At 61.3% G+C, this 25,159-nt stretch carries 18 protein-coding genes; 12 read left to right on the forward strand and 6 right to left on the reverse strand.

The window, feature by feature from the left end; translation table 11 throughout:
• The first annotated feature begins 92 nt into the window (after positions 1-92).
• Positions 93-1,181 (forward strand): alpha/beta hydrolase, encoded by a 1,089-nt coding sequence (locus tag OC537_RS09890; protein ID WP_262110927.1) that lies wholly within the window; start codon positions 93-95, stop codon positions 1,179-1,181.
• Positions 1,182-1,280: 99 nt separating this feature from the next.
• Here OC537_RS09890 and OC537_RS09895 read toward each other — a convergent pair whose 3' ends face one another.
• Positions 1,281-1,430 carry a hypothetical protein gene (locus OC537_RS09895; protein ID WP_106886253.1) on the reverse strand — a complete coding sequence of 50 codons (150 nt, stop codon included), beginning with the start codon at positions 1,428-1,430 and terminating at the stop codon, positions 1,281-1,283.
• 673 nt (positions 1,431-2,103) lie between these two features.
• On the opposite strand from OC537_RS09895, the gene OC537_RS09900 reads away from it, so the two are divergent.
• Complete coding sequence (locus OC537_RS09900) at positions 2,104-4,005, forward strand: PTS fructose transporter subunit EIIC (protein WP_262110928.1); 1,902 nt, start codon at positions 2,104-2,106, stop codon at positions 4,003-4,005.
• Positions 4,006-4,217: 212 nt separating this feature from the next.
• On the opposite strand, the gene OC537_RS09905 is transcribed toward OC537_RS09900, so the two are convergent.
• The 4 genes from OC537_RS09905 to OC537_RS09920 all read right to left on the reverse strand — a co-directional run bounded on the left by OC537_RS09905 (position 4,218) and on the right by OC537_RS09920 (position 12,491).
• Complete coding sequence (locus OC537_RS09905) at positions 4,218-6,539, reverse strand: Ig-like domain-containing protein (RefSeq protein ID WP_262110929.1); 2,322 nt, start codon at positions 6,537-6,539, stop codon at positions 4,218-4,220.
• A 277-nt stretch (positions 6,540-6,816) separates the two neighbouring features.
• Positions 6,817-7,674 (reverse strand): aldose 1-epimerase, encoded by an 858-nt coding sequence (locus OC537_RS09910; protein WP_262110930.1) that lies wholly within the window; start codon positions 7,672-7,674, stop codon positions 6,817-6,819.
• A complete protein-coding gene (locus OC537_RS09915) occupies positions 7,671-9,122 on the reverse strand; it encodes a sugar porter family MFS transporter (RefSeq protein ID WP_262110931.1) in 1,452 nt (483 codons plus the stop codon). The genes OC537_RS09910 and OC537_RS09915 overlap by 4 nt, the downstream gene beginning before the upstream one ends.
• Before the next feature lie 90 nt (positions 9,123-9,212).
• A complete protein-coding gene (locus OC537_RS09920; RefSeq protein ID WP_262110932.1) occupies positions 9,213-12,491 on the reverse strand; it encodes a DUF5107 domain-containing protein in 3,279 nt (1,092 codons plus the stop codon).
• A gap of 119 nt (positions 12,492-12,610) precedes the next feature.
• On the opposite strand from OC537_RS09920, the gene OC537_RS09925 reads away from it, so the two are divergent.
• Both OC537_RS09925 and OC537_RS09930 read left to right on the forward strand, forming a co-directional pair.
• On the forward strand, positions 12,611-13,825 hold the full coding sequence (locus OC537_RS09925; RefSeq protein ID WP_262110933.1) for an ROK family transcriptional regulator: 1,215 nt from the start codon (positions 12,611-12,613) through the stop codon (positions 13,823-13,825).
• A 130-nt stretch (positions 13,826-13,955) separates the two neighbouring features.
• A complete protein-coding gene (locus tag OC537_RS09930) occupies positions 13,956-14,237 on the forward strand; it encodes a hypothetical protein (RefSeq protein ID WP_262110934.1) in 282 nt (93 codons plus the stop codon).
• Between the two features lie 544 nt (positions 14,238-14,781).
• Here OC537_RS09930 and OC537_RS09935 read toward each other — a convergent pair.
• Positions 14,782-15,654: a LysR substrate-binding domain-containing protein gene (locus tag OC537_RS09935; RefSeq protein ID WP_262110935.1), complete on the reverse strand. Its 873-nt coding sequence runs from the start codon at positions 15,652-15,654 to the stop codon at positions 14,782-14,784.
• A gap of 98 nt (positions 15,655-15,752) precedes the next feature.
• On the opposite strand from OC537_RS09935, the gene OC537_RS09940 reads away from it, so the two are divergent.
• From OC537_RS09940 to mnmA, 8 genes are all read left to right on the forward strand, one after another.
• Positions 15,753-16,166 carry a hypothetical protein gene (locus OC537_RS09940; protein WP_080741044.1) on the forward strand — a complete coding sequence of 138 codons (414 nt, stop codon included), beginning with the start codon at positions 15,753-15,755 and terminating at the stop codon, positions 16,164-16,166.
• 975 nt (positions 16,167-17,141) lie between these two features.
• Positions 17,142-19,046: a fructose-specific PTS transporter subunit EIIC gene (locus OC537_RS09950; protein WP_111910234.1), complete on the forward strand. Its 1,905-nt coding sequence runs from the start codon at positions 17,142-17,144 to the stop codon at positions 19,044-19,046.
• A gap of 453 nt (positions 19,047-19,499) precedes the next feature.
• On the forward strand, positions 19,500-20,906 hold the full coding sequence (gene uhpT / locus OC537_RS09955) for a hexose-6-phosphate:phosphate antiporter (RefSeq protein WP_262110936.1): 1,407 nt from the start codon (positions 19,500-19,502) through the stop codon (positions 20,904-20,906).
• Positions 20,907-21,118: 212 nt separating this feature from the next.
• The gene (locus OC537_RS09960; RefSeq protein ID WP_139745935.1) at positions 21,119-21,424 is read left to right on the forward strand and encodes a PTS fructose transporter subunit IIB; all 306 of its coding nucleotides are present in this window, start codon (positions 21,119-21,121) and stop codon (positions 21,422-21,424) included.
• Positions 21,425-22,192: a PTS sugar transporter subunit IIA gene (locus OC537_RS09965; protein ID WP_262110937.1), complete on the forward strand. Its 768-nt coding sequence runs from the start codon at positions 21,425-21,427 to the stop codon at positions 22,190-22,192.
• A gap of 136 nt (positions 22,193-22,328) precedes the next feature.
• The gene (locus OC537_RS09970) at positions 22,329-23,261 is read left to right on the forward strand and encodes a pseudouridine synthase (RefSeq protein ID WP_410050470.1); all 933 of its coding nucleotides are present in this window, start codon (positions 22,329-22,331) and stop codon (positions 23,259-23,261) included.
• Positions 23,258-23,725, forward strand: a complete 468-nt coding sequence (locus OC537_RS09975) for an NUDIX hydrolase (protein ID WP_262110939.1) — start codon at positions 23,258-23,260, stop codon at positions 23,723-23,725. Before OC537_RS09970 ends, OC537_RS09975 begins: the two co-directional genes overlap by 4 nt.
• 319 nt (positions 23,726-24,044) lie before the next feature.
• Entirely contained in the window at positions 24,045-25,151 is a 1,107-nt protein-coding gene (gene mnmA, locus OC537_RS09980; RefSeq protein WP_106886237.1) for a tRNA 2-thiouridine(34) synthase MnmA, read from the forward strand.
• Positions 25,152-25,159 lie beyond the last annotated feature (8 nt).

Below are 25,159 nucleotides of genomic sequence, written 5' to 3' on the forward strand. Positions count from 1 at the left end.
GTGGCCGGATCCCGACTAGGCTCTTCTCCATCGGTCAGGATTTCAAACGAGTCACTGACCACTTGACGAGGGCACGAGAGAAGGAGAGCACAGTGTTTATAGTGACCAACCGTGTGGTGAACGAGGGGAGCAAGAGCCCCCTTGGCGTCTTCGGCGACAGGCCGGAGGCAGGCCCGAATGAGTTGCGACTGGCGGAGGCCAGCCGCCAGGGAGACAAATGGCAGCTGGACTTGCTGCCCGACCAGATCACCCCCGAGATGGCCGAGAGCGTGGGGCTGGATCCCGCCGCCAGCTACCCGGCCAGCGCCTATGTGGCCCGCAAGCTGCTGGAGCGCTGCGCCGGCACAGGGACGGGCAAACAGAAGCTCAAGACCGGCAAGCACCTGCTGCTGTTCGTCCATGGCTTCAACAACGATCTGAAGGATGTGCTGGAGCGGGCAGCCGGCCTCGAGGCCCAGTATGGGGTCGAGGTGCTCTGCTTCAGCTGGCCCGCCAATGGCGGGGGCGCCCAGGGGGTATTGAGCTACAAGAGTGACAAGCGCGATGCGCTGGCCTCTGCCGGGGCTCTGGATCGGGTGCTGGAGAAGATGAGGTTGCTGCTCGAGGAGTTCAATGCCCAGTATGTGACCGAGCTGGAGGGCAAGGCCCAGAAGAAGTTTGCCGGCAACGGCGAGGCCTGGGATCGCTACTTCTCGAAGGAGGTGAACAAGCGCTGCCCCTTCACCATCAACCTGATGCTCCACAGCATGGGCAACTACCTGTTCAAGCACCTGCTCGGCAGCAGCACCTACAACGCCAATCACCTGCTGTTCGACAATGTCGTCATGGTGGCCGCGGACACCAACAACGAGCACCACGCCGAGTGGGTCGACCGGATCCAGTGTCGCAACCGCCTCTACATCACCATCAATGAGCGAGACAGCGCCCTCCTGGCGTCACGGATGAAGATGGGGGAGCAGCAGAAGGCGCGGCTCGGCCACTACACCAAGCAGCTGGACTCCAAGACGGCCACCTACGTCGACTTCACCGATCAGCCCCAGGTGGGGGACTCCCACGCCTACTTCGAGGGGGATGCCATCACCAACAAGAAGGTGGCGGCCTTCTTCCACACTGTGCTCAACGGCGGCACGGGGGAGAGTGCGGCGCACTTCGACATAGCCCAGAATGTCTACCGCCTGTAAATCAGGGCACCCTTTCACCTTGAAAAAAACCACCGCCCTGAGTCAGGGCGGTGGTTTTTCATTATCTGCTCAACCGATGGCCATCATGGCCGTCGGGGGCTAGTGTTCTGCCGCTTCCGGCTGGGGAACTTCCGAGCGTTCCCGCTGCAGTTCATCGACCCTGGCTTGCCATTTGTCATGGGCCTGTTTTTGCCCCTGTGACTCAAATTCCTGGCGCATGGTGTCGATTTCTTGGTCAAGTTTTTCCATCAGGATGTCTCCTTACATCTCGGGTTACACACTGGCTGACGGCACTGTTGGCCAACCTGCTCTACCCGATTGGACACCAAGTCTTCCCCGATTGTCCAACTAAATAAACGATTTATTATGCAAAAACCAATCTAAAAAACAGTTTCAGGCCCCTTATGAAACCATATAAAAGCCACCTGAAGCGATCTGGTTAAACTCAATATTTTCTTTGATTATCAATACATTGAAATTATCCACCTCGGCCTTGTCGCCGCCCTTGCCCGGGGCTTCTGGTTATGCACATTTTTTTCACGACCTCCGCTTGGGCCCGCCTTGCCCATGCGAAGCCGCTCCCGGGCTGCACTTTTGCCGGGCCGCTCACATTTCAGGGTGCGGCCACAGCACACAAATCTCCAACCCGCACTCCTGGTGTGGGATAGGTATATCGTCGCCCACTTCTGACAACCGCATCAAAAACACATTTAACTAATTGTTTTTAAATGAATTAAAAACCAGACAGCCAAACTGTAAAAACGACATAAAAATGCGAGCGGGGTCACAGGACGGGGGTGCTGACACAAAAATCCAGTAAAGGGCACATATCTCCGATTTCGACTCTGGGGCAAGAGCGAAACAATAGGCGGGTCAATTGTTACCCATCGCAACGGCTCCAAGAAGGAGCCAGGAGACACCTATGCTCACCTCATTGATAGACGAAGGATTGATCTGCCTCGACATAGCGGCCAACGACAAACAGGGGCTCTTTGTCGAGCTGGCAGCCCGGCTCAAGGCCTGCGGCAAGATAGCCAATCAGGATCAGTTCGTGCGCGACCTCTGGGCGCGGGAAAACCTCGACAACACAGGGTTTGAGCAGGGGGTCGCCCTGCCCCACGCCAAGAGCGAGGCCGTGCTGCAGCCCGCCATCGTCATCGGCATCAGTCGCCAGGGAATAGACTACGGCGCTGAAGATGGGCAGCCCTCCAGACTCTTCTTCATGATTGCCTCCCCGGCAGGGGGCGCCAACCATCATATCGAGGTGCTGGCCGAGCTCTCCACCAAGCTGCTGGAGCCGGGCTTTATCCCGCAGGTGCAAGCAGCCACCAGCAAGGCCGAGGTGCTCAAGCTGCTGGCGGCCCAGGCTCCCGCCAGTGCGGCCGGCAGCAAGCCAGCCCAGATCAGGGCGCCGCAACCCAGCGCACCCGAACCCCAGGATCGCAGCATCAAGGGCCAGCTCAACACCCTCAAGCAGCACCTGCTGTTTGGCACCTCCCACATGATCCCCTTCATCGTCGCGGGGGGCGTCTTGCTGTCGCTCTCGGTGATGATGAGCGGCAAGGGCGCAGTGCCCGAGGCGGGTGTGCTCAAGGACATGGCCGACATGGGCATCGCCGGGCTCACCCTCTTTACCGCCGTGCTCGGCGGCTACATCGCCTACTCAATGGCGGACAAACCGGGCCTGGCGCCCGGCATGATCGGCTCCTGGATTGCGGTGCAGCAGTTCCACACAGGTTTTCTCGGCGCCATCCTGGTGGGCTTTATCGCCGGCCTCATCGTCAATCAGCTCAAACGCATCAAGCTACCGGACTCCATGAGTTCGCTCGGCTCCATCTTCATCTATCCGCTGATCGGCACCTTCCTGGTGTGCGGCATAGTGATGTGGGTCATAGGTGCGCCCATCGCCGCCATGATGGAGGGGATGAACCACTGGCTCTCCAGCATGGCAGGCTCCGGCAAGGTGATGCTGGGGGCCATCCTCGGTGGCATGACCGCCTTTGACATGGGCGGCCCGGTCAACAAGGTGGCCACCCTGTTTGCCCAGACCCAGGTCAACACCCAACCCTGGCTGATGGGGGGCGTCGGTATCGCCATCTGCGTGCCGCCCCTTGGCATGGCGCTGGCCACCCTGCTCTCCCCCCGTCGCTACAAGAAAGAAGAGCGTGAAGCGGGCAAGGCTGCCGCCATCATGGGCATGATAGGCATCAGCGAGGGGGCCATTCCCTTTGCCGCCGCCGACCCGGTGCGCGTCATTCCGGCAATCGTCGCGGGCGGCATAGTCGGCAACATCACCGGCTTCATGATGCACAGCATCAACCACGCCCCCTGGGGCGGCTGGATAGTGCTGCCTGTGGTGGAAGGCAAGATGGGCTACATCCTGGGCACAGTGCTCGGCGCCCTGACCACGGCCCTTATCGTCAACCTGCTGAAAAAGCCGGTAACCGAGGATGAGACAGTGACAACCGCCGACAGCGGCTATCAGATCATCGAAGCTGAAGGGGAAGCGGACGTGCTCGCCATCACCGCCTGCCCGTCCGGCGTGGCCCACACCTTCCTCGCCGCCAAGAGCCTGCAAAAGGCGGCCGCCAAGGCCGGCATCAAGCTCAAAGTGGAGACACAGGGCGCCAACGGCATCATCAACCGCATCACCCCCCAAGACGTGGCCAACGCCCGCTGCGTCATCCTGGCCCATGACGTTGCCATCAAGCACCGGGAGCGCTTCGCAAATATCGAAATAATCGATGTCAAAACGAAGGATGCTATCCACAATCCAGATGGATTGCTGGCCCGCACCCTGGCTGGCAGCAGCAAGGTCGCCTGACAACGCCGGTTTGCCGTGCTGAACATAAGGGGCCGCCAGGCCCCTTTTTGCAGTGGCAGAAGATGAGGGCGCAAGCTCGCCTCCCCCCCAGTCCCCTTGCCAACCCCATAAAAATCCGGCGCCAGAGGGGGCGCCGGAGAACGTCATGGTGGCGGTCGCTATCGGCTGGCTTGCCGGTCGGACGCGGCGCGCTCACCTGTCACATAGCCGGATTAAGGGGTCGGCTTGACCAGGGTATCCAGCCCGTTCACCGTCAGGGTGCCTCTGCCTCGGGTCATCTTGTGGAAGTTGGTGCCTTGCTGGGACGGGTTGTCTGTCCGGGTCAGCAGGGTGGCCCCGTTGTTGTAGTTCTGGATCTCGGTGGCGGTGAGCGGCCGATCAGACAGGATCAGCAACAGAGTACGAAACGCCCTCTGCGAGGTGGCCGCGCTCGGCACCCTGGGCTTCTGGTCGGCCGGGATCAGGGCATAGGTATCGAGGCTGGCGGGATCCGTCATCTCGGAGGCGTCCATCAATCCCATCAGGTAGAGCTCGATGTCGGCGTAGTTGGCACTCACGTTGTTCAGCTGGCCGACGATACCGAGCCAGGGAGCCCAGTGCCCGGTAACGGGTGGCACCACCCAGTTCGCCCAGCGATGGGCCATCTCATGCAGTATGGGGCCATAGGTCGAGGTCGACAGGTACTTCTTCTTGTAGAGGAAGAAAACCCCCTGCAGCTTGCCATCCGAGTGAAACGCCGCCGTCTCATCAAACATACCCAGGCCTATGCCCGCCACATCGTTTCTGACGTGGGCATATTCACCTGTGGGCATGTCCGGGGGGACATCGTCGTTGTTCATCACCACAGTGATGAAGTCGAAGGCATCGCTGAACTGGTTGTAGACCTGTCCGGTCAGATCCTTCAGGGCACTCTGCCCCTCGAGGGAGTTGATGGAGGTCGTATTCCAGAATGCAAAGGCTTCCGGGCTCAGTTGCAACGAGGCCAACTGGTTTTGCCGTGGCTCGATGATGATGGGGGCCTCGGGGGCCGTCGGCATCACGCTCAGCCGGGCCGCCGTGCTGGTGACGCCCCCCAGGCTGGCGCTGATGAGTGCCACCCCCTCGCTCAGGCCGCTTGCCTCCCCCCGGCTGCCAGAGGCATTGCTGATGAGCGCGATGGCGGGCGCATCGGAGGACCAGAGGATGGCGTCGTCGTCCGTCACCTCCTGGTTGCTGCCATCGGAGAGGCTGGCCATGGCCTGATATTGCACCTTGTCTCCCACCATGACAGAGGCAGCCGCCGGCGTTACCTCCAGGTTGGTCACCACGGCGGATGAGACGGTCACCGGGGCCGAGGCGGTGAAGGCGGTGCCGTCGAGGGTGCCGCTCGCCATTATGGTGGCAGTTCCCACCGTCTGGCCCGTCACCAACCCCTTGCTCCCCGCCTGGTTGCTGACGCTCGCTATCCCGGGTTGATTGCTTTGCCACTGAATGAGGGCGTTGTCGGTGACATCGAACGAGGTGCCATCGGTGAGATAGGCCGTGGCGACATATTGTGTTTGCAGACCAGCCGCAATGGCGCTCCCCATGGACTGCACCTCAAGCCCGATGACGGCGGCCGAGCTCACCCTGAGCGGCTCGGTCGCCTCGAGGGAGACACCGTTGATCATGCCGCTCACCCCTATGGTGGCACTCCCCGGAGTCAGCCCGGTGACCAGCCCTGTCTCGCTGATGCTCGCCACCACCGGATCGCTGCTGTGCCAGGTCAAGGCGTCATGCTCGGTCACCTCTATGGGATCACTGTCATCGGACAGGGTGGCGAAGGCGTGCAACTGCGCACTCAACCCCATGGGCAGCGGATCCTCGGGGGCATGGATGTCCAGCCCGGTGATCACCGCATCCGTCACCGTCAGCGGGGCCGACGCCTGGAAGGAGACGCCGTTGAGGGTGCCGCTGGCCTCAATGTTCGGCTCCCCGACCGCCACCCCGGTGGCGAGGCCCTTGTTGCCGGCCTCGTTGCTGACCAGGGCGCTGCCCTCGTCACTGCTGCGCCACTGCAGACCTGCGGCCTTGGTCACGTCTCGCGACTGGCCGTCGGAGAAGGTGGCGATGGCCACGAAGGGCTGGTTCAATCCCACCGGCACCCTGGCCGTGGCCGGGGTCAGTTGCAGCTCTGTCACATAGGCATCGATCACCTCCACCCTGGCGGTGGCGCTATGAGACTCACCATTGACTGTGCCCGTGCTGGTCAGGGTGGCCGTGCCTGGGCCGCCCCCCGTGGCGAGGCCCTGCTCATCCACCCTGACCACGGCGGTGTCGCTGCTGCTCCAGACAAGGTCGGGATGCCCGGTCACGTCCTGCACGGCGCCATCATCCCAGGTCGCCTGTACCTGGAACTGCTGCTCGACGCCGACGGGCACCCTGATCTCTTCCGGACTAATCCGCAACGAGGCAAGGGAGGGCCCCTCCCCCGTTGCGCCCTCCTCGTCATCACTGCCACACCCCAGCAGCGCCAGCGCTGCCAATCCTGCTATCAACCACTTGCCCACTGCCATGCCCATTTCTCCCTAAACCATTCCCTTGCCCGGTGCGCTTAGCCTGCGCCGGGGCCGCCTGTCGCTGCGGCTGTTTGAACCTGACGGGGAGTAGAGCAAGGGGGTATTTTACCGTCCACCGAAAGCCACGGCGCAGACAGCCTGGGTTAAGAAAACCGCGATGAAACCCGGCAACCCGCCCCCAAGTCCCTGACCAGCCGCCCTTTATCCGTCGCCGAACCCCGCCGGGCACCAAGGAGTGAGGCCCTTTCGGGCCCCTGTCATTGCCAACCAGGAGTCATGGCGCCGGGCGCAGGCTGAGGGTCATGCCAAGGCTCATGCGATCGCCGCGCGCCAGCAGCCGCAGACCGGGATGACCGGCCATATGGTGGGCATTGGCGGCGTGACTCTGGGGCTCCAGGCAGACGAAGCCGCTCCCCTCATCAGGCTGATAGAGCATCAGGAAGGCGCAATCGCTTGAAACCAGCAGGCGCTGCTGGCGGGCAGGTTGGTCAATCTCCGCCTGACCGCGCCAGCCGCCATAACAGTGGTTGAGCCACCCTTGTGGCCGCTGCCACTGGCGAAAATCGAGGTTTGACAGCAATTCGCTGCTCCAGCTAGTCGGCAGATGATCCGGCCCCTCCTGCCAGACGCCGCTCGCAAGAAAGCGAATGCGGGTCTGCTCGTCACGCCAGAAGAAGGGATGGAAACCCGCGCCGTAGAGGCAGGGCACCTCCCCCAGATGGGTCAAGCCGAGGCGCGCCACCAGGCTTGGCCCCTGCAGCCGATAGTCGATCTCCGCCAGATAGTGAAAAGGGCCATTCTGGCTGGTGAGCTGCAAGGTCATCGAGCTGTCGGTCAACGCCACCGGCTGCCATGGCAGTAGCCAGCCATCCCCGTGCAAAAAGAAGTCGGGATCGCGCTCGCTTTCGGGCAACGAATAGTCCTCTCCCCACAGTTCGAACCGGTTGCCGGCCACCCGATTGGCCAGGGGCAACATGGGAAACAGGGCGCTCTGCCCGGGATGCCAGGGCTGCGCCGGGTCTGTGCTTCGCAGCAGCGGGCGCCCTTGGTCATCCTCCAGCCCCAGCAGGCAGGCCCCCAATGCAGAGACCCGCATCCGAAGATGCGGGTTACCCAATGTGTATACAGTCATACCGCCGTGCTCACCTTGGCCGGGGTCAGCTCCACCTTGCCCTGGGCCAGCTGGGCTTCCAGCGCTTCCAGGGTGACCCCCTTGGTCTCGGGCACCTTGCGGTAGATGAAGATGAGGCCGGCGAAACAGATGAGGCCGTAGAGCAGGAAGCTGCCAGCGGCGCCGAGCCCGGCGTTGAGCAGCGGGAAGGTGTAGGTCAGCACGAAGCAGGCAATCCAGAGCGCCAGGGTACCCGCCGACATCGCCAGACCCCGCACCCGATTGGGGAAGATTTCCGAGAGCAGCACCCAGGTGACCGGCGCCAGGGTCAGGGCATAGATGGCGATGGCCGTCATCACCAGCAGCAGCACCGGCAGTCCCAGCACGCCGCTGGCATAGGCCGCCGCCATCATGCCGTAGATGATGGTGAGACCGGCCGAGCCAATCAGCATCAGCTTGCGACGGCCGATCTTGTCCACCATGGGCAGCGCGATCAGGGTAAACAGCAGGTTGATGAGGCCGGTGGCGACGATGGATTTGAGGGTGCTGTTGATGTCAAAGCCGGCGGAGGCGAAGATCTCCTGCGCGTAGTTGAAGATGACGTTGATGCCGCACCACTGCTGGAAGACCGCCAGCACAATGCCGATGATGAGGATGGGGCGCACCGAGGGCTTGCCCAGATCCGACAGCGACACCTTGTGGGTCTCACCCACCAGGGTCTGGCGGATCTCGGCCAGGGTCTGCTTGGCATAGGCATCGCCGCCAATCTTGCCGAGCATGCGGGAGGCCTTCTCATACTGACCATCTTTGGCCAACCAGCGCGGCGACTCCGGCACGAAGAACATCAGCACCAGAAACGCCAGGGCGGGCACCAGTTCGGCACCGAACATCCAGCGCCAGCCGGACTGGCCATTCCAGGTCGCCAGAATGTCGGCCTGGGTGGCGTTGCTCGCCACCGGATCGGCGATCATCAGGTTCACCAGCTGGGCCGCCAGCACCCCCAGGACTATGGTGAGCTGGTTGATTGCCACGAACTTGCCCCGCTTGTCGGCCGGGCTTATCTCGGCGATGTACATGGGGGAGAGCGCAGAGGCCAGACCTATCCCGATCCCGCCTATGATGCGATAGACCACGAACAGATCGAAGTTGCCGGCTGCGGCCGTGCCCCAGGCCGAGATGGTGAAGAGGATGGCGGCCAGGATCAGCGGCTTCTTGCGACCGAAGCGATCGGCGGTCCAGCCGGAGATGGCAGCCCCCAGCACGCAACCCACCAGCGCCGAGCTCATGGCCCAGCCGGACTGGGCCGGATCCGTGATGGCGAAGTAGGCCTCATAGAAGGGCTTGGCCCCGCCTATCACCACCCAGTCGTAGCCGAACAGCAGGCCACCGCAGGCGGCCACCAGGCAGATCATCCAGATGTAGCCCATATTGAGCCCACCCGTATCCAATTGATTTCGCGAACTTTTCATGACGCACTCTCTCTATCTTGTCGATTGTAGGGTACTGGGGCGCTTCGCACCGTGGCGAAGCGCCGGTTTTTGTTATGAGTGTTATGAGTGTTATGAGTTGAGTGAAAGATCACGGCAGATCAGGGCAAAGAGGTGCCCCTTGTCGTGGGCCGGGTTCAGGGTGAGCAGCTCTCGCAAGCTCTGTTCACAGCCATAGTGCTGACCCAGCCCCAAGAGGCCGAGCGCCCTGACCAGCAGGCAGTGCTGGCGGTGTTTGTGCTGGGGGTCGTCATCGAGCACGATGAGATCGGGCAGGGAGACGGCGAAGAAGTCCGCCTCGACCCGCTCGCCCATGGCCTGCTCGGCCCAACCGACCATGCCTTCAAACAGACGCTCCGCCTCAGCAGCGCGGCCGAGGCGCGCCAGCGCCATGCCCTGATAGAAGAGGTAATCCACCGGCTGATCGTTGTAGTAGCGGCTGGCCCCCAGCGACCCCTGACCGAGACAGGCCTGTTGCAGGCACTGGGCCGCCAGACTCTGGTTGTCACAGGCCAGATGGCAGAGCGCCAACAGGTAGTGGATGTCGTTGTCGGTCTGCCCCACCAGCCGCCCCTCCCCCAGATTGAGGGGGTAGTGCAGCGCCTGTTGCAGCAGCGGTATGGCCTGCTCGTGACCTCCTTGCGCCATCAGTGCCAGCGCCCGGCGCTGCTGGTTGATGAGGTACTGACCTGTCACCTTGCCCTCGCCCCCCTCCCAGGGATGGAATTCGCGCAGCCGCAAGATCTCGGCCGCCGCATCCAGCTGGCCGGTGATGTGATAAAGGCTGAGCAGTTCGGCAGTCAGATCGTCGCGCTTGAGGGCCACCTCACTGTGTGCCTCCAGCAGCGCCAGCCGCTCGGCGGGGGCCATGGCGCCGCGCTTGTGCAGCTGATCCAGTTCAAACAAGAGGCGGGCATCATCCGGCTTCAAGGCGAAGGCGCGACTCAGGCACTGCTCGGCCGCCGCCAGATCGCCGCTCTTGTTGAAGTGATAGATGCCAAGGTTGCGCCAGGCAGGGGCAAACCCGGGCGCCTGCTCGCACACCCCTTGCCACAGGGCGATGGCTTGCGGGTAGTTGCGCTTGCTGTAGTGGAAGCAGCCCAGCAGATAGCTGGCAAACCAGCTGTGGGGCAGCTGTGCCAGCATGGCCACCTCCCCCAGGGTATTGGGGAAGCGCACCTTGTGGCCAAAGGCCTGCTCGGCCCGTTGCAGCAGGGCATACTGCGCCTCACCTTCCGGCAACAGACTGGCCTGGAACAGCAGCGGCAGGGTCTCTTCCACCGGCAGCAGCGAGAGCAGTTGCTGCGCCAGCTCGGGGCGACCCAGCGCCAGCAGGTCACTTGCGAGGAAACAGAGGTTCACCCCGCGCCCGTTGCACAGGGTGCGCAGCGCCTCGAGATCGGTCGGCTGTTCACTCGCCAGCCAGCGCAGTAAGGCCAGCTGATAGTGGAGCGGATAACGGACTCGCTGCTCGTCTATATAGGCAAGGGCCGCCTCCCGCTGACCGCACTCCAGCAGCGCCAGCCCCTTGAGGGCGATGGCACCATAGTGGGTACCGTTGACCGCGAGACTCTTCTCGACAAAGGGCAGCGCCTGCGATGGGTCACGGCGCACCATGGCGATGCGGGCCAGCCCGAGGAAGCCGCCGTCGCGGCAATTGCCGCTCCAGGTCGCCTTGTAAAAATCATCGAAGGCGGCGTCCAGTTGGCCTTGGCGCTCCTGGATATGGGCCCGCAGCAGGCTCGCCTTGCCGCACTGGGGGTTCTTGTTGAGGCGATGGGCACGGACCAGCGCCTGATTGACGTAGGCCAGCGCCTGCTCATAGTTGGCGCGGTTGTACTCCAGGGTCGCCAGCGCCAGGTTGCAGCGATAGTCGCCACTGTCGAGTTCCAGCGCCCGCAGGTAGTAATCAAAGGGCGAACGGCTGGCGTGCAGATACTGCTCAAGATGCTGGCCGATGAAGTAGAGCTCGTCGACCGAGTCGAGATTGACGGCAGGCTCAGGCGCCGTGGCCGGATCCGGCAGGGCCTCGCCCGCGGGCAAATGCTCGAGATAACTCAGGATCGGCTGGCCCTGCTCATCCAGCAGCCGTACCTGCAAGCGTCCCTCGCTGGTGATGGCGAACGGCTCAAGCCAGGCCTGACCCGGTTGCAACTCCAGCGTCTGGGTGAACAGCACGCCGCCCTCGTCACTCACCTCGAAGCGGGCGTGGCACAGCGGCGCGATCGCGTAGGCGCCGCACAGCAGGCCGTCATCGGTGCGCTCCAGCTTGATGGCGGCGCGGGTATTGGCGTTTTGCAGGGTGCCCAGGGTGTTGTAGGGCAGGAAGTTCTGCACGAACACCTTCTCCTCCCCCGCATCCAGCCAGGTGAAGTCGGGCTGGTTGTCGGTGTAGACCCCTGTCATCAGCTCTATATAGGGGCCGTTGTCGTCGGTCAGGTTGCGATCCCAGGCCAGACCGAAGTCGCAGTTGCCCCAGCTCCACTGCTTCTTGCCGGGGGATACGTGATGATCCGCCACGTGCAACAGGCCGCCCCGCTCGTCATGGCAGTAGGCACCGACGAAGTCGTAGTCGGACTTGTCCGCCATGTAGGAGGTGGGCACCGGGATGTTGCGGTAACGGGAGATATCGACCCCGGCGGAGTAATCCACCTTGTAGTAGGTGCCACGGGCGATGGGGAAGGCGCTCACGTCGCGCTTGCCGTGGTCATAGACGGCGGTGACATCGGGCGGGAAGACGCTCTGGTGGGCATCGCCCCCCTTCACCGCCGGATTGGACCACCAGAGGAAGTGACGCGGGGTGTCGTTGCCGTTGAACACCTTGCCGGTGATCTCGATCAGCGCCTTGTCCGGGTAGAGGGTAAAGCCCGCCATCACCTGCAAGCCGCGCATCGCCTCCACCTCGCCGAGCCAGACGGTCTTGGCGCCGCCCTCGTGCTCCTGGATGGTGAAGTCCACCGGCATAAAGGTGGTGGGCCTGTGGTGCTGGGGCCAGTTGAACTCGATGCCGCCGGAGATCCAGGGCCCCACCAGCCCCACCAGCGCCGGCTTGATCACCTCGTTGTAGTAGACAAAGTCGCGCTGCATCACCTTGTCGTAGGCGCGGTGGATGCGGCCACCCAGCTCCGGCAGCAGCATCACCTTGATGAAGTCATTCTCCAGCCAGACCGCCTGATAGGACTTCATCTGCTTCTGACCGGTGAGGGTGTCGATCACCCCATAGGGATAGACGGCCCCCGAGGAGCCCTGATAGACCCGCTTCTCGAGAAACATGGGGTTGGGATCTTCGGCACCGACCTCGTAGGTCGGCAGGGTGACGGCTTCTACCCAGACTCTTACATCAGCTCTCATCAATCTCGCCTCATTCAACATTTATTAGTAAACGTTTCGATGAGGCCAGTTTAGAATGGTCATTACAGCGATTTTCGCTTAAAGATCACGCAATACAGTAAGCGGAGTTTAGTGAACTGATGATCGTCGGCCTGAACAACCAGAAAGTCCGCCACCACAACAAGCAGGTGCTGCTGGCGCTGCTCTACCAGCTCAAGGAGGCGAGCAAGTCCACCCTGGCCCGCCACTGCGAGCTCTCCATCCCGGCGGTCAGCAAGATCCTCGACGAGCTGGTGGCCGATGGCGCCATCAGCCACAGCGAGCAAAACCTCTCCCTGCGCGGCATCAACGGCGGCAGCTACCGCATCGCCAGCGGCAAGGGAGCCATCCTCTGCCTCAACATCAGCCCCACCAGCCTGGAGAGCATACTGGTGGACAACCTGATCACCCCGCTGGATGAGTTCAGCGGCCAGAAGATAGCGCCGCAGACCCCGGAGGAGCTGCTGCGCCTGATCGAGGCCCACTACTACCAGCACAAGCGCCGCCACAAGGGGCTGGCGATCCGGCTGGCGCTGGCGGTACACGGCCAGGTCAACCCGGCCACCGGGGTGTCGCAAACCATGCCGCAAGCCCCCTGGCACGCGCCGGTCGAGCTCAAATACCTGCTGGAGGAGCGCCTCGGCTGCGAGGTGATGGTGGACAACGACTGCATCATGCTGGCGCTGGCCCAGAAGTGGCAGGGCCGGGAAAATGGCGGGGATTTTTGCGTCATCAACGTCGACTACGGCATAGGCTCCGCCTTTATCATCAACGGCCAGATCTACAGAGGCGCCCTCTTTGGCAGCGGCCAGATAGGCCACACCATCATCAATCCGGACGGCAGCGCCTGCGCCTGCGGCCGCTACGGCTGCCTGGAGACGGTCGCCTCGCTGTTTGCCATCAAGAAGCGGGCCAGGGTCTTTCTCAAGCAGCAAGCCAGCGCCGACAACCCGGCGCCGGCGGGCGGGGAGCTCGACACGGCCCAGCTGCTCGCGCTCTACCATCAGGGGGATGCCATGATCCGCGCCCTGGTGGACGAGGGCGCCCGCGCCATTGGCCTGAGCCTCTACAACTTCCTCAATATCCTCAACATCAACCGCATCTGGCTCTATGGCCGCAGTTGCGACTTCGGCGAGCCCTGGTTGCAGACCATCGTCAGCCAGACCGGTGCCAACCCCTTCGACTGCAGCGATGCGGTCAATGCGACCCAGCTGCGCTTCGGCGAACTCACCCGCCCCCAACAGGTGATGGGCATCGGCTATCTCTATGTGGAGCGGGCATTGGCGCAGCGTGATGCGGCAGGCTTTAGCCAGTGAAAACGGGTCGCCCCTGCCCCGACAAAGAAAGGGTCTACCTCACTCAGTGGACCAACACCACATGGGGGTAGGAGAGCCAAGTGGAGAGGAATATGATGGGCGCGCCATCCAGAGCGGGAGCCAGTGCATCATGACAGCCCAGAGTGAACAGCAAAAACAGAACGAACAGCAGGCGCAGAGCGAGATCCACCGCTGCGACAAGTGCGGGGAGCGCACCCGCCATATAGTGGTGCTGGTCCCTCGCGATCACAGTCAGGACATCATGCCCAAAGACCCGCGCAAGGCCTTCTGGCAAGCCTTTCGCACCAGCACCCTCACCAATTGGGCATTCGGCTCGACCCTGGCCTATCAGACCACCCATGTGCGCCACCTTATCTGCGAGCGCTGCGGCGAGAAATTTCTCGAGTATTGAGTACCTGTTGCCCCCGGCAAGGGGCAATAGCCAGCCTGCTGCCGCACAAATATGCCCGCACTCTCACTCATTTGTTGATCACCGATCGGTTTCTCGCAAAGCGCCGTTTTACCCCCTTCCACCACAGCTTGCTATGCCCCGCTTGCAACCAGGCCCCCTCGGGATCGCTGCCTGTGCCGCGACAAGGTAATCGAACGGCCATGTCCCGTTATATCACCGGTTGACCGCAGCAGACTGGAAGCTGTCGTCACAGGGGGTAGCGTGGTTTTTAGGTTGGCGCAGAGCGTAGCTAAGCCCGACAGGCAAGCATTATTGCGCCAGCCAGAGCGGAATAAACGTGGATGCAAGAGATTGGCACACCAGAATTCACGATACATTTCGCGGTAAACCTTGGCTTCACTTCGTTCAGCACCAGCCCAAGATTTTTAGCCCAGGATACGAGATGAGCCATATATCCAACGAGACGGCAATCGAAACGACGGCTCCTTGCCCATGAAGTGCTTCCTGATCGCACAAGCTGGGCTGAGCCCCTTTCTTCAGTGCTCTACTGCCCTTCACCATCATTTGGCGTTACAACATTATGCTGCATTTCTCTTAGAAACAGATTGGTTAAATCTTGAACCGTTCCATCCATCTCTCCCCGCTGGCGATAAACTGCAATTGTAATATTTGGGAGTGCAGGGAGCTGGGTCAATCTCTGGCTATGCTTTGGGGGTGTTTGAGAAAATAAAGCGACGACACCCAGCCCAGCCTCTGTAGCAGCCTGTAAAGCTGCAAGGCTACTGCTCTCAAATACTATATGCCAAGGAATATCTTCTCTATTCAATGCCTCTAATATACGATTACGCCATGAGCAGGGTTGACTAAATATGACTAAAGGTAATGATTCACCTTGATGTTCGAACCCATGCGCTGCAAACCAATAAAGTGGAAAACTGAATTCCTGAATTGGTGCTGGCGCATTGGCAATCGGCATGCTGACCAACACATCCAGCTCACCACGTTCAAACGCAGCAAATAGTGACTGCTTGTTAGTCACCTCAACCCGCAAGCTTAATCCAGGATGCACACAAGCAAAGTCTGCTAGTACGCGGGTAAAGTGATTACTCACAAGATCTTCAACCAAACCAATACTGCAATGCAGCTTACCTTGTGATGCAGGCTTTAGACTCAGTTGATCGGTCAGACTCAAAATACGTTCTGCATAAGGTAATAACGCCTCCCCCTCAGTACTTAAACGTATTCCTCTGTTGGAGCGAAGCAGCAATGCATGGCCTAGTTGCTGCTCTAAACGCTGAATTTGCTGGCTAAGCGCTGGCTGTGTTTTCCCTTGCAATATTGCGGCCCGGTTAATGCTGCCACATCGTACAACACTCACGAAAGAGCGCAGCAGTGCGGTATCAAAGTCATTTGTCATAAAGGAATCTTATAGCTGCCATTCATTTTTGCAGTCTACCTATGAACTGTGGCATCCGCTAGACTGAGCATGCTTTTATTTTTTAGCTGGAGTTCACGATGTATGTTTTAGCTGTCATTCTTGCGATCGCAGGTTCGGTCGTATACCACCTTTCGATTAAATTTGTACCTAGTGGTGTCAATCCATTTTTATCTCTGTCCTTGAGTTATGGCATCGCCCTTTTATTATGTTTACCTGGCATTTATTTTTATGACGGTAGTCGCAGCTTCCAAATATTAAACTGGAGTGTTGCGGGCGTGGCGCTGGGAATTTTGGGGATTGAGCTTGGATTCTTGTTGCTATATCGAGCCGGTGGTCATTTAGGAATATCTTCATTCCTGACCAATGCGGCAGGTACACTCTTGCTTTTACCTATTGGACTCTTGTTTTTTCGAGAAGCCTTTTCAGTCACTCGATTGCTGGGCATGGGTGTCGCCCTCTGCGGTCTATGGATGATGATGCCACGTAAATAATAAAGCCCATAGGTTCGACTAGCAAAGCTGATTCAGGTATTGGCGTATCTTGGATATTGAATTTTCGAACGCCACAGCAACCTTCAGCGGAGTAGGTGGATGCTTAATTTAACGGCACCTCATGTTCATTTAGAAATGGCAAACTGAAAAGCATCCAAATTAAAGCATGTCCTTACTTGCGCCAATAGAGCTAACTGAATTATACAAGAATGAATCTATACAGACGTCCCCCAATAACTAAACCAGATTGCTTGTGAAATTCATATCCAGCCTGGCCATTGCGGCGCCACTCGGCTTGACCCCGGAACTTATCCGGCAGGATTTTCATATGGATTTACTTTAGCGGGCGGTGGGACGCCTTTATCAGATCGCGATCGGTGTCGCGGCCGTTATGGTGGGAATTGGCTGGCTAATACAGCGCCACCACGCCAGATAACAGTTCAGTAGGGTGCAATAAGCGCAGCGCATTGCACCTCTACCTTTCTGCCACCACACAAGCGGTGCAATTCACTTCGTTCATTGCATCCTACGGCGCTGGGCGGTGCTATGGCTGCCCCCACAAATCCCGCTCGCCAAGCCCATTTCTCCAGTTTGCACTCCCCCAAGCTCCCCTGATGACAGCCATTTATGTGCGTTGTCTCACATCTAGCCCCATCATAAACCCTCACAAATTTACAGAATAAGCTTCTCTCTCCCGTCCAGACTGGTAGGGCCACGGCAATTCGGTCACAAGGAAATTCCTGCTAACAACATGATTTTATATGTAAAAACCAATTAAATTCGCTGCTGCTGCCCAACTCCTCGCTTTGGGATCCGGCTCACACCCGGGATTTTACCGCACAAAAATCCAGTCATTCGCACATTTGTCCGATAGGGTTGCTTGCGCCCCGACGCGATAATAGTCGTGTCAATTTTGTCTGCATGCCGTGTGCACGGCATGCCAACAGGCTCCATCAAGGGAGCAGGGAGAACACCATGATCACCACCCTTATCAACGAGCAACTGATCGCGCTCGATTTAAAGGCCAGCCGCAAGGAGGAGGTCTTCAGCGAGATGACCCGCTTGCTGGTCGCCCAAGGCAAGGTCAGCGACGAGCAGCAGTTCATCAAGGACTTGTGGGCCCGGGAAGAGCTGGACAACACCGGCTTCGAGGAAGGCGTAGCCCTGCCCCACGCCAAGAGCGCGGCGGTGAGCACTCCGGCGGTGGCCATCGGCATCAGCCGCAGCGGTATCGATTACGGCGCCGAGGATGGCAAGCCGTCCCGGCTGTTCTTCATGATTGCCTCCCCGGCGGGCGGCGCCAACCACCATATCGAGGTGCTGGCCGAGCTCTCCGCCAAGCTGATCGAAGAGGGCTTTATCGACGCCCTGCTGGCGGCCAAGAGCCCCGCTGCCGCGCTGGCCCTGCTGCTTGAGAAGAGAGAGGAGCAAGCCGCCCCCGCCGCCGACAAGGGCTTCATCATAGGTGTCACCGGCTGCCCGGCCGGCATAGCCCACACCTATCTGGCGGCAGAGTCCCTGGAGCGCGCCGCCAAGGAATTGGGTTACGAGGTGAAGGTGGAGACCAATGGCTCCATCGGCGTCAAGAACAGCCCGACCGCGGCCGAGATTGCCCGCGCCAGCGCCATAGTCGTGGCCTGTGACAAGCAGGTGGACATGGCCCGCTTCAATGGCAAGCCGCTCATCAAGACAGGAGTGAAGGCCCCCATCAAGGATGGCAAGGGACTGATCGAGCAGGCCCTCAAGGCCCCCGCCTATGTGGCGGACAAGGATGAGCGCAAGAGCGAGGAGAAAAGCGCTGGCGGCAGTTCCGACCTCTACCGTTACCTGATGAACGGCGTCTCCCATATGATCCCCTTCGTGGTGACCGGGGGCCTGCTGATCGCCCTGGCGCTCGCCATCGGCGGGGATCCGACCCCGAGCGGCATGCAGATCCCGGCAGGGAGCATGTGGAACCAGATCCTCAACGTGGGCGTGGCCGCCTTCACCCTGATGATCCCCATACTGGCGGGCTACATCGCCTACGCAATAGGTGACAGACCCGCCCTGGCGCCGGGCTTTATCGGCGGCTGGATAGCCAACAACGGCAGCTTCTACGGCGCCGACGCCGGGACCGGCTTTATTGGTGCCATCATCGCAGGCCTGCTGGTCGGTTATCTGGTGCGCTGGATAGCGACCCGCCACTACCACAAGATGGTGCAACCCCTGGTGCCTATCCTGATCGCCCCCATCGTCGGGTCGCTCTTTATCGCTGCCGTCTTCATCTTCATCATAGGTGCGCCCATCGCCGACATGATGACGGGTCTGAACGCCATGCTGCTCTCCATGAGCGGCGGCAGCCTGGTGCTGCTGGGCATAGTGCTCGGGGGCATGGCGGGCTTTGACATGGGTGGCCCGGTCAACAAGGTGGCCTTCCTGTTCTCGGTCGGCATGATTGCCTCGGGCCAGACCCAGTTCATGGGCGCCATGGCCTGCGCCATACCGGCGGCGCCGCTCGGCATGTCGCTCGCCACAGTGCTCGGTCGCAAGCTGGGCATCTTCGATGCCTCCGAAATCGAGGCGGGCAAGGCCGCCGGTGCCATGGGCCTGGTGGGGATCTCCGAGGGAGCCATTCCGTTCGCCGCCCGTGACCCGCTCGCCGTCATTCCCGCCAACGTGCTGGGCAGCATGACAGCCGCCGTGATGGCCTTCCTGTTTGGCATCACCAACAGCGTCGCCCACGGTGGCCCCATCGTCGCCCTGCTGGGTGCGGTCAACAAGCCGCTGCTGGCGCTGCTCTGCATGATCTGTGGCGCCATAGTCACCGGCGTGGTGGCGGTTGCCCTGAAAAAACTGCGGGTGAAGAAAACCGACCAGGTGGAACTGGCCAAGGCGGCCTGAACCTTGTCCACCACAGGCACTTGAGATGACAGTAGGCCACCCCCGGGTGGCCTCCTTGTTTTTTGCGCGCTCGCCCCCTTTTTGCGAGCCTGACGGCGCCTGCCCCTGCGGCGGCGCACCCATCCAGGCTCTCGGGCTCTTGAACAAACTCTGTGATCCCCTTCACGCTTCACGGCCACAAGCCGCCAAACTAGGAAATTTTCCTAATCCCCCTAGGCATGGCTCTCACGCCATCCACAGCCCGCCTCTTTACAGTCGACCTACCTGATGTAGTTACCCGGCACGCCATGGTGCGTTCGGGCATGGGTTCAATCGACAGGGGAGCGCTCTGCAGTTCGCCCTCTTCCTGTCGCCCTTCCCGTGGCGTGACCTCCCATAACAGATTGAACGAGTTCAATACACAAATGAGGAACGCGGCGGGAATAGCGTCTATCTCGCAGAGGATGAACGAAGATGTTTAAACTGCTCGAACAGGTCCGGTTCCCCACCCTGGACCTGCCGGTCGAAGCCCGGCGCAAGCTCTGGTTCAAGCCATTCATGCAATCTTATCTGGTTGTATTCATTGGCTATCTGACCATGTATCTGATCCGCAAGAACTTCAACATCGCCCAGAACGACATGATCCAGGAGTACGGTCTCTCCATGACCGAGCTTGGTATGATAGGCCTCGGCTTCTCCATCACCTACGGGGTGGGCAAGACGGTCGTCTCCTACTATGCCGACGGCAAGAACACCAAGCAGTTCCTGCCGCTGATGCTGATCCTCTCCGCCCTCTGCATGCTGGGCTTCAGTGCCAGCATGGGGGGCACGGGTTTTAGCCTCTACTTCATGATCTTCTTCTATGCCCTGAGCGGCTTCTTCCAGAGCTGTGGTGGCTCTTGCAGTTACTCCACCATCACCAAGTGGACTCCCCGCAACAAGCGCGGCACCTACCTCGGCATGTGGAACCTCTCCCACAACGTGGGCGGCGCCGGGGCGGCCGGTGTGGCGCTGTTCGGTGCCAACTACCTGTTCGATGGCAACGTGCTCGGCATGTTTATCTTCCCGTCCGTCATCGCCCTCATCGTCGGCTTCGTCGGCCTGCGTTTTGGCAGCGACTCGCCGGAAGCCTATGGTCTGGGCAAGGTAGAGGAGCTGTTTGACGAAGTCGCGAGCGAAGAGGACATAGCCACCGAAGAGCAGAAGTTGACCAAGGGTCAGATCTTCGTGAAGTACGTGCTGATGAACAAGGTGATCTGGCTGCTCTGCTTTGCCAACATCTTCCTCTACGTGGTGCGCATCGGCATCGACCAGTGGTCCACCGTCTACGCCCACCAGGAGCTCGGCTTCTCCAAGGAAGTCGCCATCCAGGGCTTCACCTTCTTCGAAGTGGGCGCCCTGGTCGGCACCCTGATGTGGGGTTATCTCTCGGATCTGGCCAACGGTCGCCGTGGTCTGGTGGCCTGTGTGGCACTGGCGCTGATTATCGCCACTCTGGGTCTCTACCAGCACGCCACCACCCAGTTCATGTTCCTGGGCTCTCTGTTCCTGCTGGGCTTCCTGGTGTTTGGTCCGCAACTGCTGATCGGCGTGGCCGCCGTGGGCTTCGTGCCCAAGCAGGGCATCAGCGTGGCCGATGGCGTCAAGGGCACCTTCGCCTACCTCATCGGTGACAGCTTCGCCAAGCTGGGTCTGGGCATGATAGCCGACGGCACCCCCATCTTCGGCCTGACCGGCTGGACCGGCACCTTCGCGGCGCTGGACATGGCCGCCGCCGCCTGCCTGGTGCTGATGGCCTGCGTGGCCGTGGCCGAGGAGCGCAAGATCCGCCGTATCAAGCGCGAGTTGAAAGCCGCCGAGCTGGCCACCCAGTCCGCCTGAACCCGCGTTAACTGAATGCAACCGGCCCCGCCTTCTGGTGGGGCCGGTTTTTTATTGCCGCCCATCAGAAGCATATGAATCCATACTCTTGCCATCCTCTGTGCACGCAGGCACCACAGGGCGGCCAAGATCCCACTTTCACCCCGCACCTTTGGCAAACCCGCGTGCTTGGCGCTATCTTGTGGCCCCATCCCCACTTGCCTAGAGAGCCCATGAAGATCCTCGCCGTCACCGCCTGCCCCACCGGCATAGCCCACACCTACATGGCCGCCGAGGCGCTGCAAACCGCCGCCGACAAGCTGGGACTGAAGATCAAGGTGGAGACCCAGGGCGCCATGGGACTGGAGAACGTGCTGACCGCCAGGGACATCGCCAGCGCGGATCTGGTGCTCATCGCCTCCGACATCGAGATAGAGCAGAAGGAGCGCTTCCTCGGCTGCGCCGTGCGCCAGGTATCCCTGGAGTCCGTGCTGCTGGACGCCGCCGCCGTGCTCAAAGCCGCCACCCCCGGCGCCTGAATGCTCCGCCGCGAGCTCACCTTCTGCTGCCACCAGGGCTTGACCATCACCCAGGCCAAGCAGCTCTGTCGACTGGCCGGGCTGTTCAAATCCCAGATCCTCTTCATCAACATCAGCCGTCGCCAGCGGGCAGAGGCGAGCAGCCAGCTCGCCCTGCTCACCCTGGCCACCCAGCCCGGGGATCTCTGCCAGCTGCTGATCGAAGGGCTGGATGCGGAGCTCGCCCACATGGCCTTCACCTGCTGGTGCGTGGAGCTGGGCCAGCCGCTGGGGCGCCCCGCCACCTCGGCCCGGGCCGAGCAGCGCCTGGCCGCCGCCCTGCCCGACTACGGTTTTTCCCTCGCCCAGCTCGGCCACAGCTCGGCGCCCCTCGACAAGGCGCTGGCGTTGCAGGTCCTGGTGAATCTGCTGCCAGGGGAGCGGGTGCGTGACAGAGCCGCGCTGGAGCAGGCCATAGCAGCGCGGGAACAACTCGCCGCCACCATCATCCGGCCAGGGCTGGCCATGCCCCATGTGATCTGCCCCGCCATCACCAAACCCGCCCTCTCGCTGCTTGGCTGCGATGAGCCCATCGACTGGGGATCGGCGCTCGGGCCTGTGCAGACCATCATATTGCTGGCCATTCCGGCCGCTCTGGCCCCCGAGCAGTTGCGCCCCCTCACCCGGCTGGCCCGCGCCCTGATGAACGAGGTGGTCAGCACGGCGCTGCTGCACGCAAGCTCGGCCCCCGCCCGCCAGGCCATCGTCATCGACAGCCTGCTGAGCTGAATCTCCCAGCCCCCTCTCCCTGCGAAGGGGGAGGCAGGGAGCGGATTTGCCAAACCCTTTCCCTCCATGCCCCTATGACCCAAGGCGGGCGCCTCCGTGATACACTCCGGCATCCCCTGTTTTTGGTATGCATGCGATGAAACCTGCCCGTCCCCGCCTCTCCCTCTCCGGCCGCATCAGCGCCGCTGGCCGCCCCACACAGGATGAGGCCCACAAGCCCGGCCTTGCCCGCTCACTGGCCGGTACCTGGCAGGCGGGCGACGCCAGAGTGGCGGGGCAAAAACCAGAGGTGGCACCGGCAGATCGCAAGCTCTTGCTGCTGAACAAGCCCTACATGGTGCTCTGCCAGTTCACCGACGAGGCGGGGCGCGAAACCCTCAAGGATTACATCAAAGAGCCCGGCATCTATGCCGCAGGGCGGCTCGACCGCGACAGCGAGGGGCTCTTGCTGCTCACCAACGACGGCAAGCTGCAGGCGCGCCTCACCCAGCCGGGGGAGAAGACCCCCAAGACCTATTGGGTGCAGGTGGAAGGGGTGCCGAGCGAGGCGGCACTGGCCGCCCTGCGCGCCGGGGTCGAGCTCAACGACGGCATGACACTGCCCGCCGGGGCGCGCATTATGGATGAACCCGAGCTGTGGCCGCGCAATCCGCCGATACGGATGCGCAAGGAGATCCCCACCAGCTGGCTGGAGATAAAAATTGTGGAGGGGCGCAATCGTCAGGTGAGGCGGATGACGGCCCATATAGGCCACCCCACCCTGCGCCTCATTCGCTACGCCATAGGTGACTGGACCCTCGACGGTCTGGCACCCGGCCAGAGCCGCAGCCTGCCCGCCCCCGAGCTGGCACCGGCCAGGCGCAAACCGTCATCACCCCGAGCCAGTGGCAGCGCAGCCAAACCGGCAGGCGAAGCCCCGCGCCGGGCAAGCCAGCCCCAGCAACGGGACAAGCCGCGCGGTACGGGCAAACCCGGATCACCCACGGCGGGCGAGAACAAACCCCGCAGCAGCGGCCGGGGCACGGCCCGCCGACCCGCCCGTCATCCCGGAGACAAGGAGTCATCATGATCGAACACCCGCCCCTGCAGAGTCGCCTGACGGTGGCCGCCCTGGTGCACTGGCAGGGTCGCTTCCTGCTGGTGGAAGAGGAGATCAAGGGGCAGCGCCGCTTCAACCAGCCCGCCGGCCACGTGGAGCCGGGGGAAAACCTGATTGAGGCGGCCTGCCGCGAACTAAAAGAGGAGACGGGGCTGACTGCCACCCCCAGCGCCTGGCTCGGGGTCTATCTCTACAAACCGGCGGACAGCGAGGCCACCTTCGTGCGTACCGCCGTCATCTTCGACCTTGAAAAGGCGCCGGGTCAGCACCATCCAGAGGATCCCGACGGCGATGTGCTGGCCTGCCACTGGCTCACCCTGGCGGAGATAGCCGAGTGCAAGCCGGCCCTGCGCAGCCCATTGGTGTGGCAGTGCATCCAGGACTATCTGGGGGGCACTCGCCTGCCCCTGTCGGCGCTCAAGGCCTTTATTTGAGAACCTGTCCACGATCTTGCTGCGAGGCAGTGATCAAGGCTCATGTGCTGCTCGCTTGTTTGTAATCAGGAAAGCTCATGTGTATTTACACACTCCGGTTCCTGCGCTGCTCTTTACCGAGCTTCCGACCTCTCGTGACAGCTCCTGAACAGGCCATTTAGGATCATTTGGCACCATTTATTTCATCATGGTGCCGACAAACAGAAAAACGATTTCCCGACGCCGGGCTCCCGAGGGGAACGACGGCAGGGAGATGTGACCGGGGGCGCAAAACTCTGGTAGAATACGCCCCGTTTAAACGAACTGGTAACTTCGACTAATGACAGACAACAGCCAAATCAAGGTGATCGTCGGCATGTCCGGCGGCGTGGATTCTTCCGTCTCGGCCTACCTGCTCCAGCAGCAGGGTTATCAGGTCGAAGGCTTGTTCATGAAGAACTGGGAAGAAGACGACACGGACGAGTACTGCTCCGCCTCCCAGGATTTGGCTGATGCCAAGGCCGTCTGCGACAAGCTGGGGATGAAACTCCACACCATCAACTTCGCCGCCGAGTACTGGGACAACGTGTTCGAGCACTTCCTGGAAGAGTACAAGGCGGGGCGCACGCCGAACCCGGATATCCTGTGCAACAAGGAGATCAAGTTCAAGGCGTTCCTCGAGTTTGCCGCCGAAGAGCTGGGTGCCACCTACATCGCCACCGGCCACTATGTGCGCCGTGACGACAGCACAGGCCGCCCGCGCCTGCTGCGCGGTCTCGACAACAACAAGGACCAGAGCTACTTCCTCTACACCCTGAGCGAAGCCCAGGTGGGTCAGAGCCTGTTCCCGGTCGGGGATCTGGAGAAGCCGGAGGTGCGCCGCATCGCCGAGCAGCTCGAGCTCATCACCGCCAAGAAGAAGGACTCCACCGGTATCTGCTTTATCGGTGAGCGCAAGTTCAAGGACTTCCTGGCCAAGTTCCTGCCCGCCCAGCCCGGCCCCATCGAAACCGTGGATGGCAAGGTCATCGGCGAGCACCAGGGCCTGATGTATCACACCCTGGGCCAGCGCAAGGGACTCGGCATCGGTGGCATGAAGGATGCGACCGAAGAGGCCTGGTACGTGGTGGACAAAGAGGTGGAGCGCAACACGCTAGTGGTGGCGCAGGGGGAGCATCCCCGCCTCTACTCCGATGGCCTGATCGCGAGCCAATTGCACTGGGTGGATCGCACCCCGATCCGGGCGCCGCTTCGCTGCACCGTCAAGACCCGTTACCGCCAGCAGGACATCCCCTGCCTCATCCAGCCCATCGACGATGAGACCATCAGGGTCATCTTCGACGAGAAACAGGCTGCGGTGACCCCGGGCCAGTCCGCCGTCTTCTATGACGGGGAAGTCTGCCTGGGCGGCGGCATCATAGAACAGCGTTTCAGCCATCCGGTTTGAATCCTTAA

Origin of the sequence: Aeromonas sp. Marseille-Q5825, assembly GCF_946892685.1 — a bacterium.
Lineage (GTDB): Bacteria > Pseudomonadota > Gammaproteobacteria > Enterobacterales > Aeromonadaceae > Aeromonas > Aeromonas rivipollensis.

Coding starts and splice junctions, on each gene's coding strand:
- OC537_RS09970 (WP_410050470.1), top strand. CDS start 22,329: ATGAAACCTGCCCGTCCCCGCCTCTCCCTCTCCGGCCGCATCAGCGCC.
- OC537_RS09900 (WP_262110928.1), top strand. CDS start 2,104: ATGCTCACCTCATTGATAGACGAAGGATTGATCTGCCTCGACATAGCG.
- uhpT (WP_262110936.1), top strand. CDS start 19,500: ATGTTTAAACTGCTCGAACAGGTCCGGTTCCCCACCCTGGACCTGCCG.
- mnmA (WP_106886237.1), top strand. CDS start 24,045: ATGACAGACAACAGCCAAATCAAGGTGATCGTCGGCATGTCCGGCGGC.
- OC537_RS09930 (WP_262110934.1), top strand. CDS start 13,956: ATGACAGCCCAGAGTGAACAGCAAAAACAGAACGAACAGCAGGCGCAG.
- OC537_RS09975 (WP_262110939.1), top strand. CDS start 23,258: ATGATCGAACACCCGCCCCTGCAGAGTCGCCTGACGGTGGCCGCCCTG.
- OC537_RS09960 (WP_139745935.1), top strand. CDS start 21,119: ATGAAGATCCTCGCCGTCACCGCCTGCCCCACCGGCATAGCCCACACC.
- OC537_RS09895 (WP_106886253.1), bottom strand. CDS start 1,430: ATGGAAAAACTTGACCAAGAAATCGACACCATGCGCCAGGAATTTGAG.
- OC537_RS09905 (WP_262110929.1), bottom strand. CDS start 6,539: ATGGCAGTGGGCAAGTGGTTGATAGCAGGATTGGCAGCGCTGGCGCTG.
- OC537_RS09915 (WP_262110931.1), bottom strand. CDS start 9,122: ATGAAAAGTTCGCGAAATCAATTGGATACGGGTGGGCTCAATATGGGC.
- OC537_RS09935 (WP_262110935.1), bottom strand. CDS start 15,654: ATGACAAATGACTTTGATACCGCACTGCTGCGCTCTTTCGTGAGTGTT.
- OC537_RS09910 (WP_262110930.1), bottom strand. CDS start 7,674: ATGACTGTATACACATTGGGTAACCCGCATCTTCGGATGCGGGTCTCT.
- OC537_RS09965 (WP_262110937.1), top strand. CDS start 21,425: ATGCTCCGCCGCGAGCTCACCTTCTGCTGCCACCAGGGCTTGACCATC.
- OC537_RS09920 (WP_262110932.1), bottom strand. CDS start 12,491: ATGAGAGCTGATGTAAGAGTCTGGGTAGAAGCCGTCACCCTGCCGACC.
- OC537_RS09950 (WP_111910234.1), top strand. CDS start 17,142: ATGATCACCACCCTTATCAACGAGCAACTGATCGCGCTCGATTTAAAG.
- OC537_RS09940 (WP_080741044.1), top strand. CDS start 15,753: ATGTATGTTTTAGCTGTCATTCTTGCGATCGCAGGTTCGGTCGTATAC.
- OC537_RS09925 (WP_262110933.1), top strand. CDS start 12,611: ATGATCGTCGGCCTGAACAACCAGAAAGTCCGCCACCACAACAAGCAG.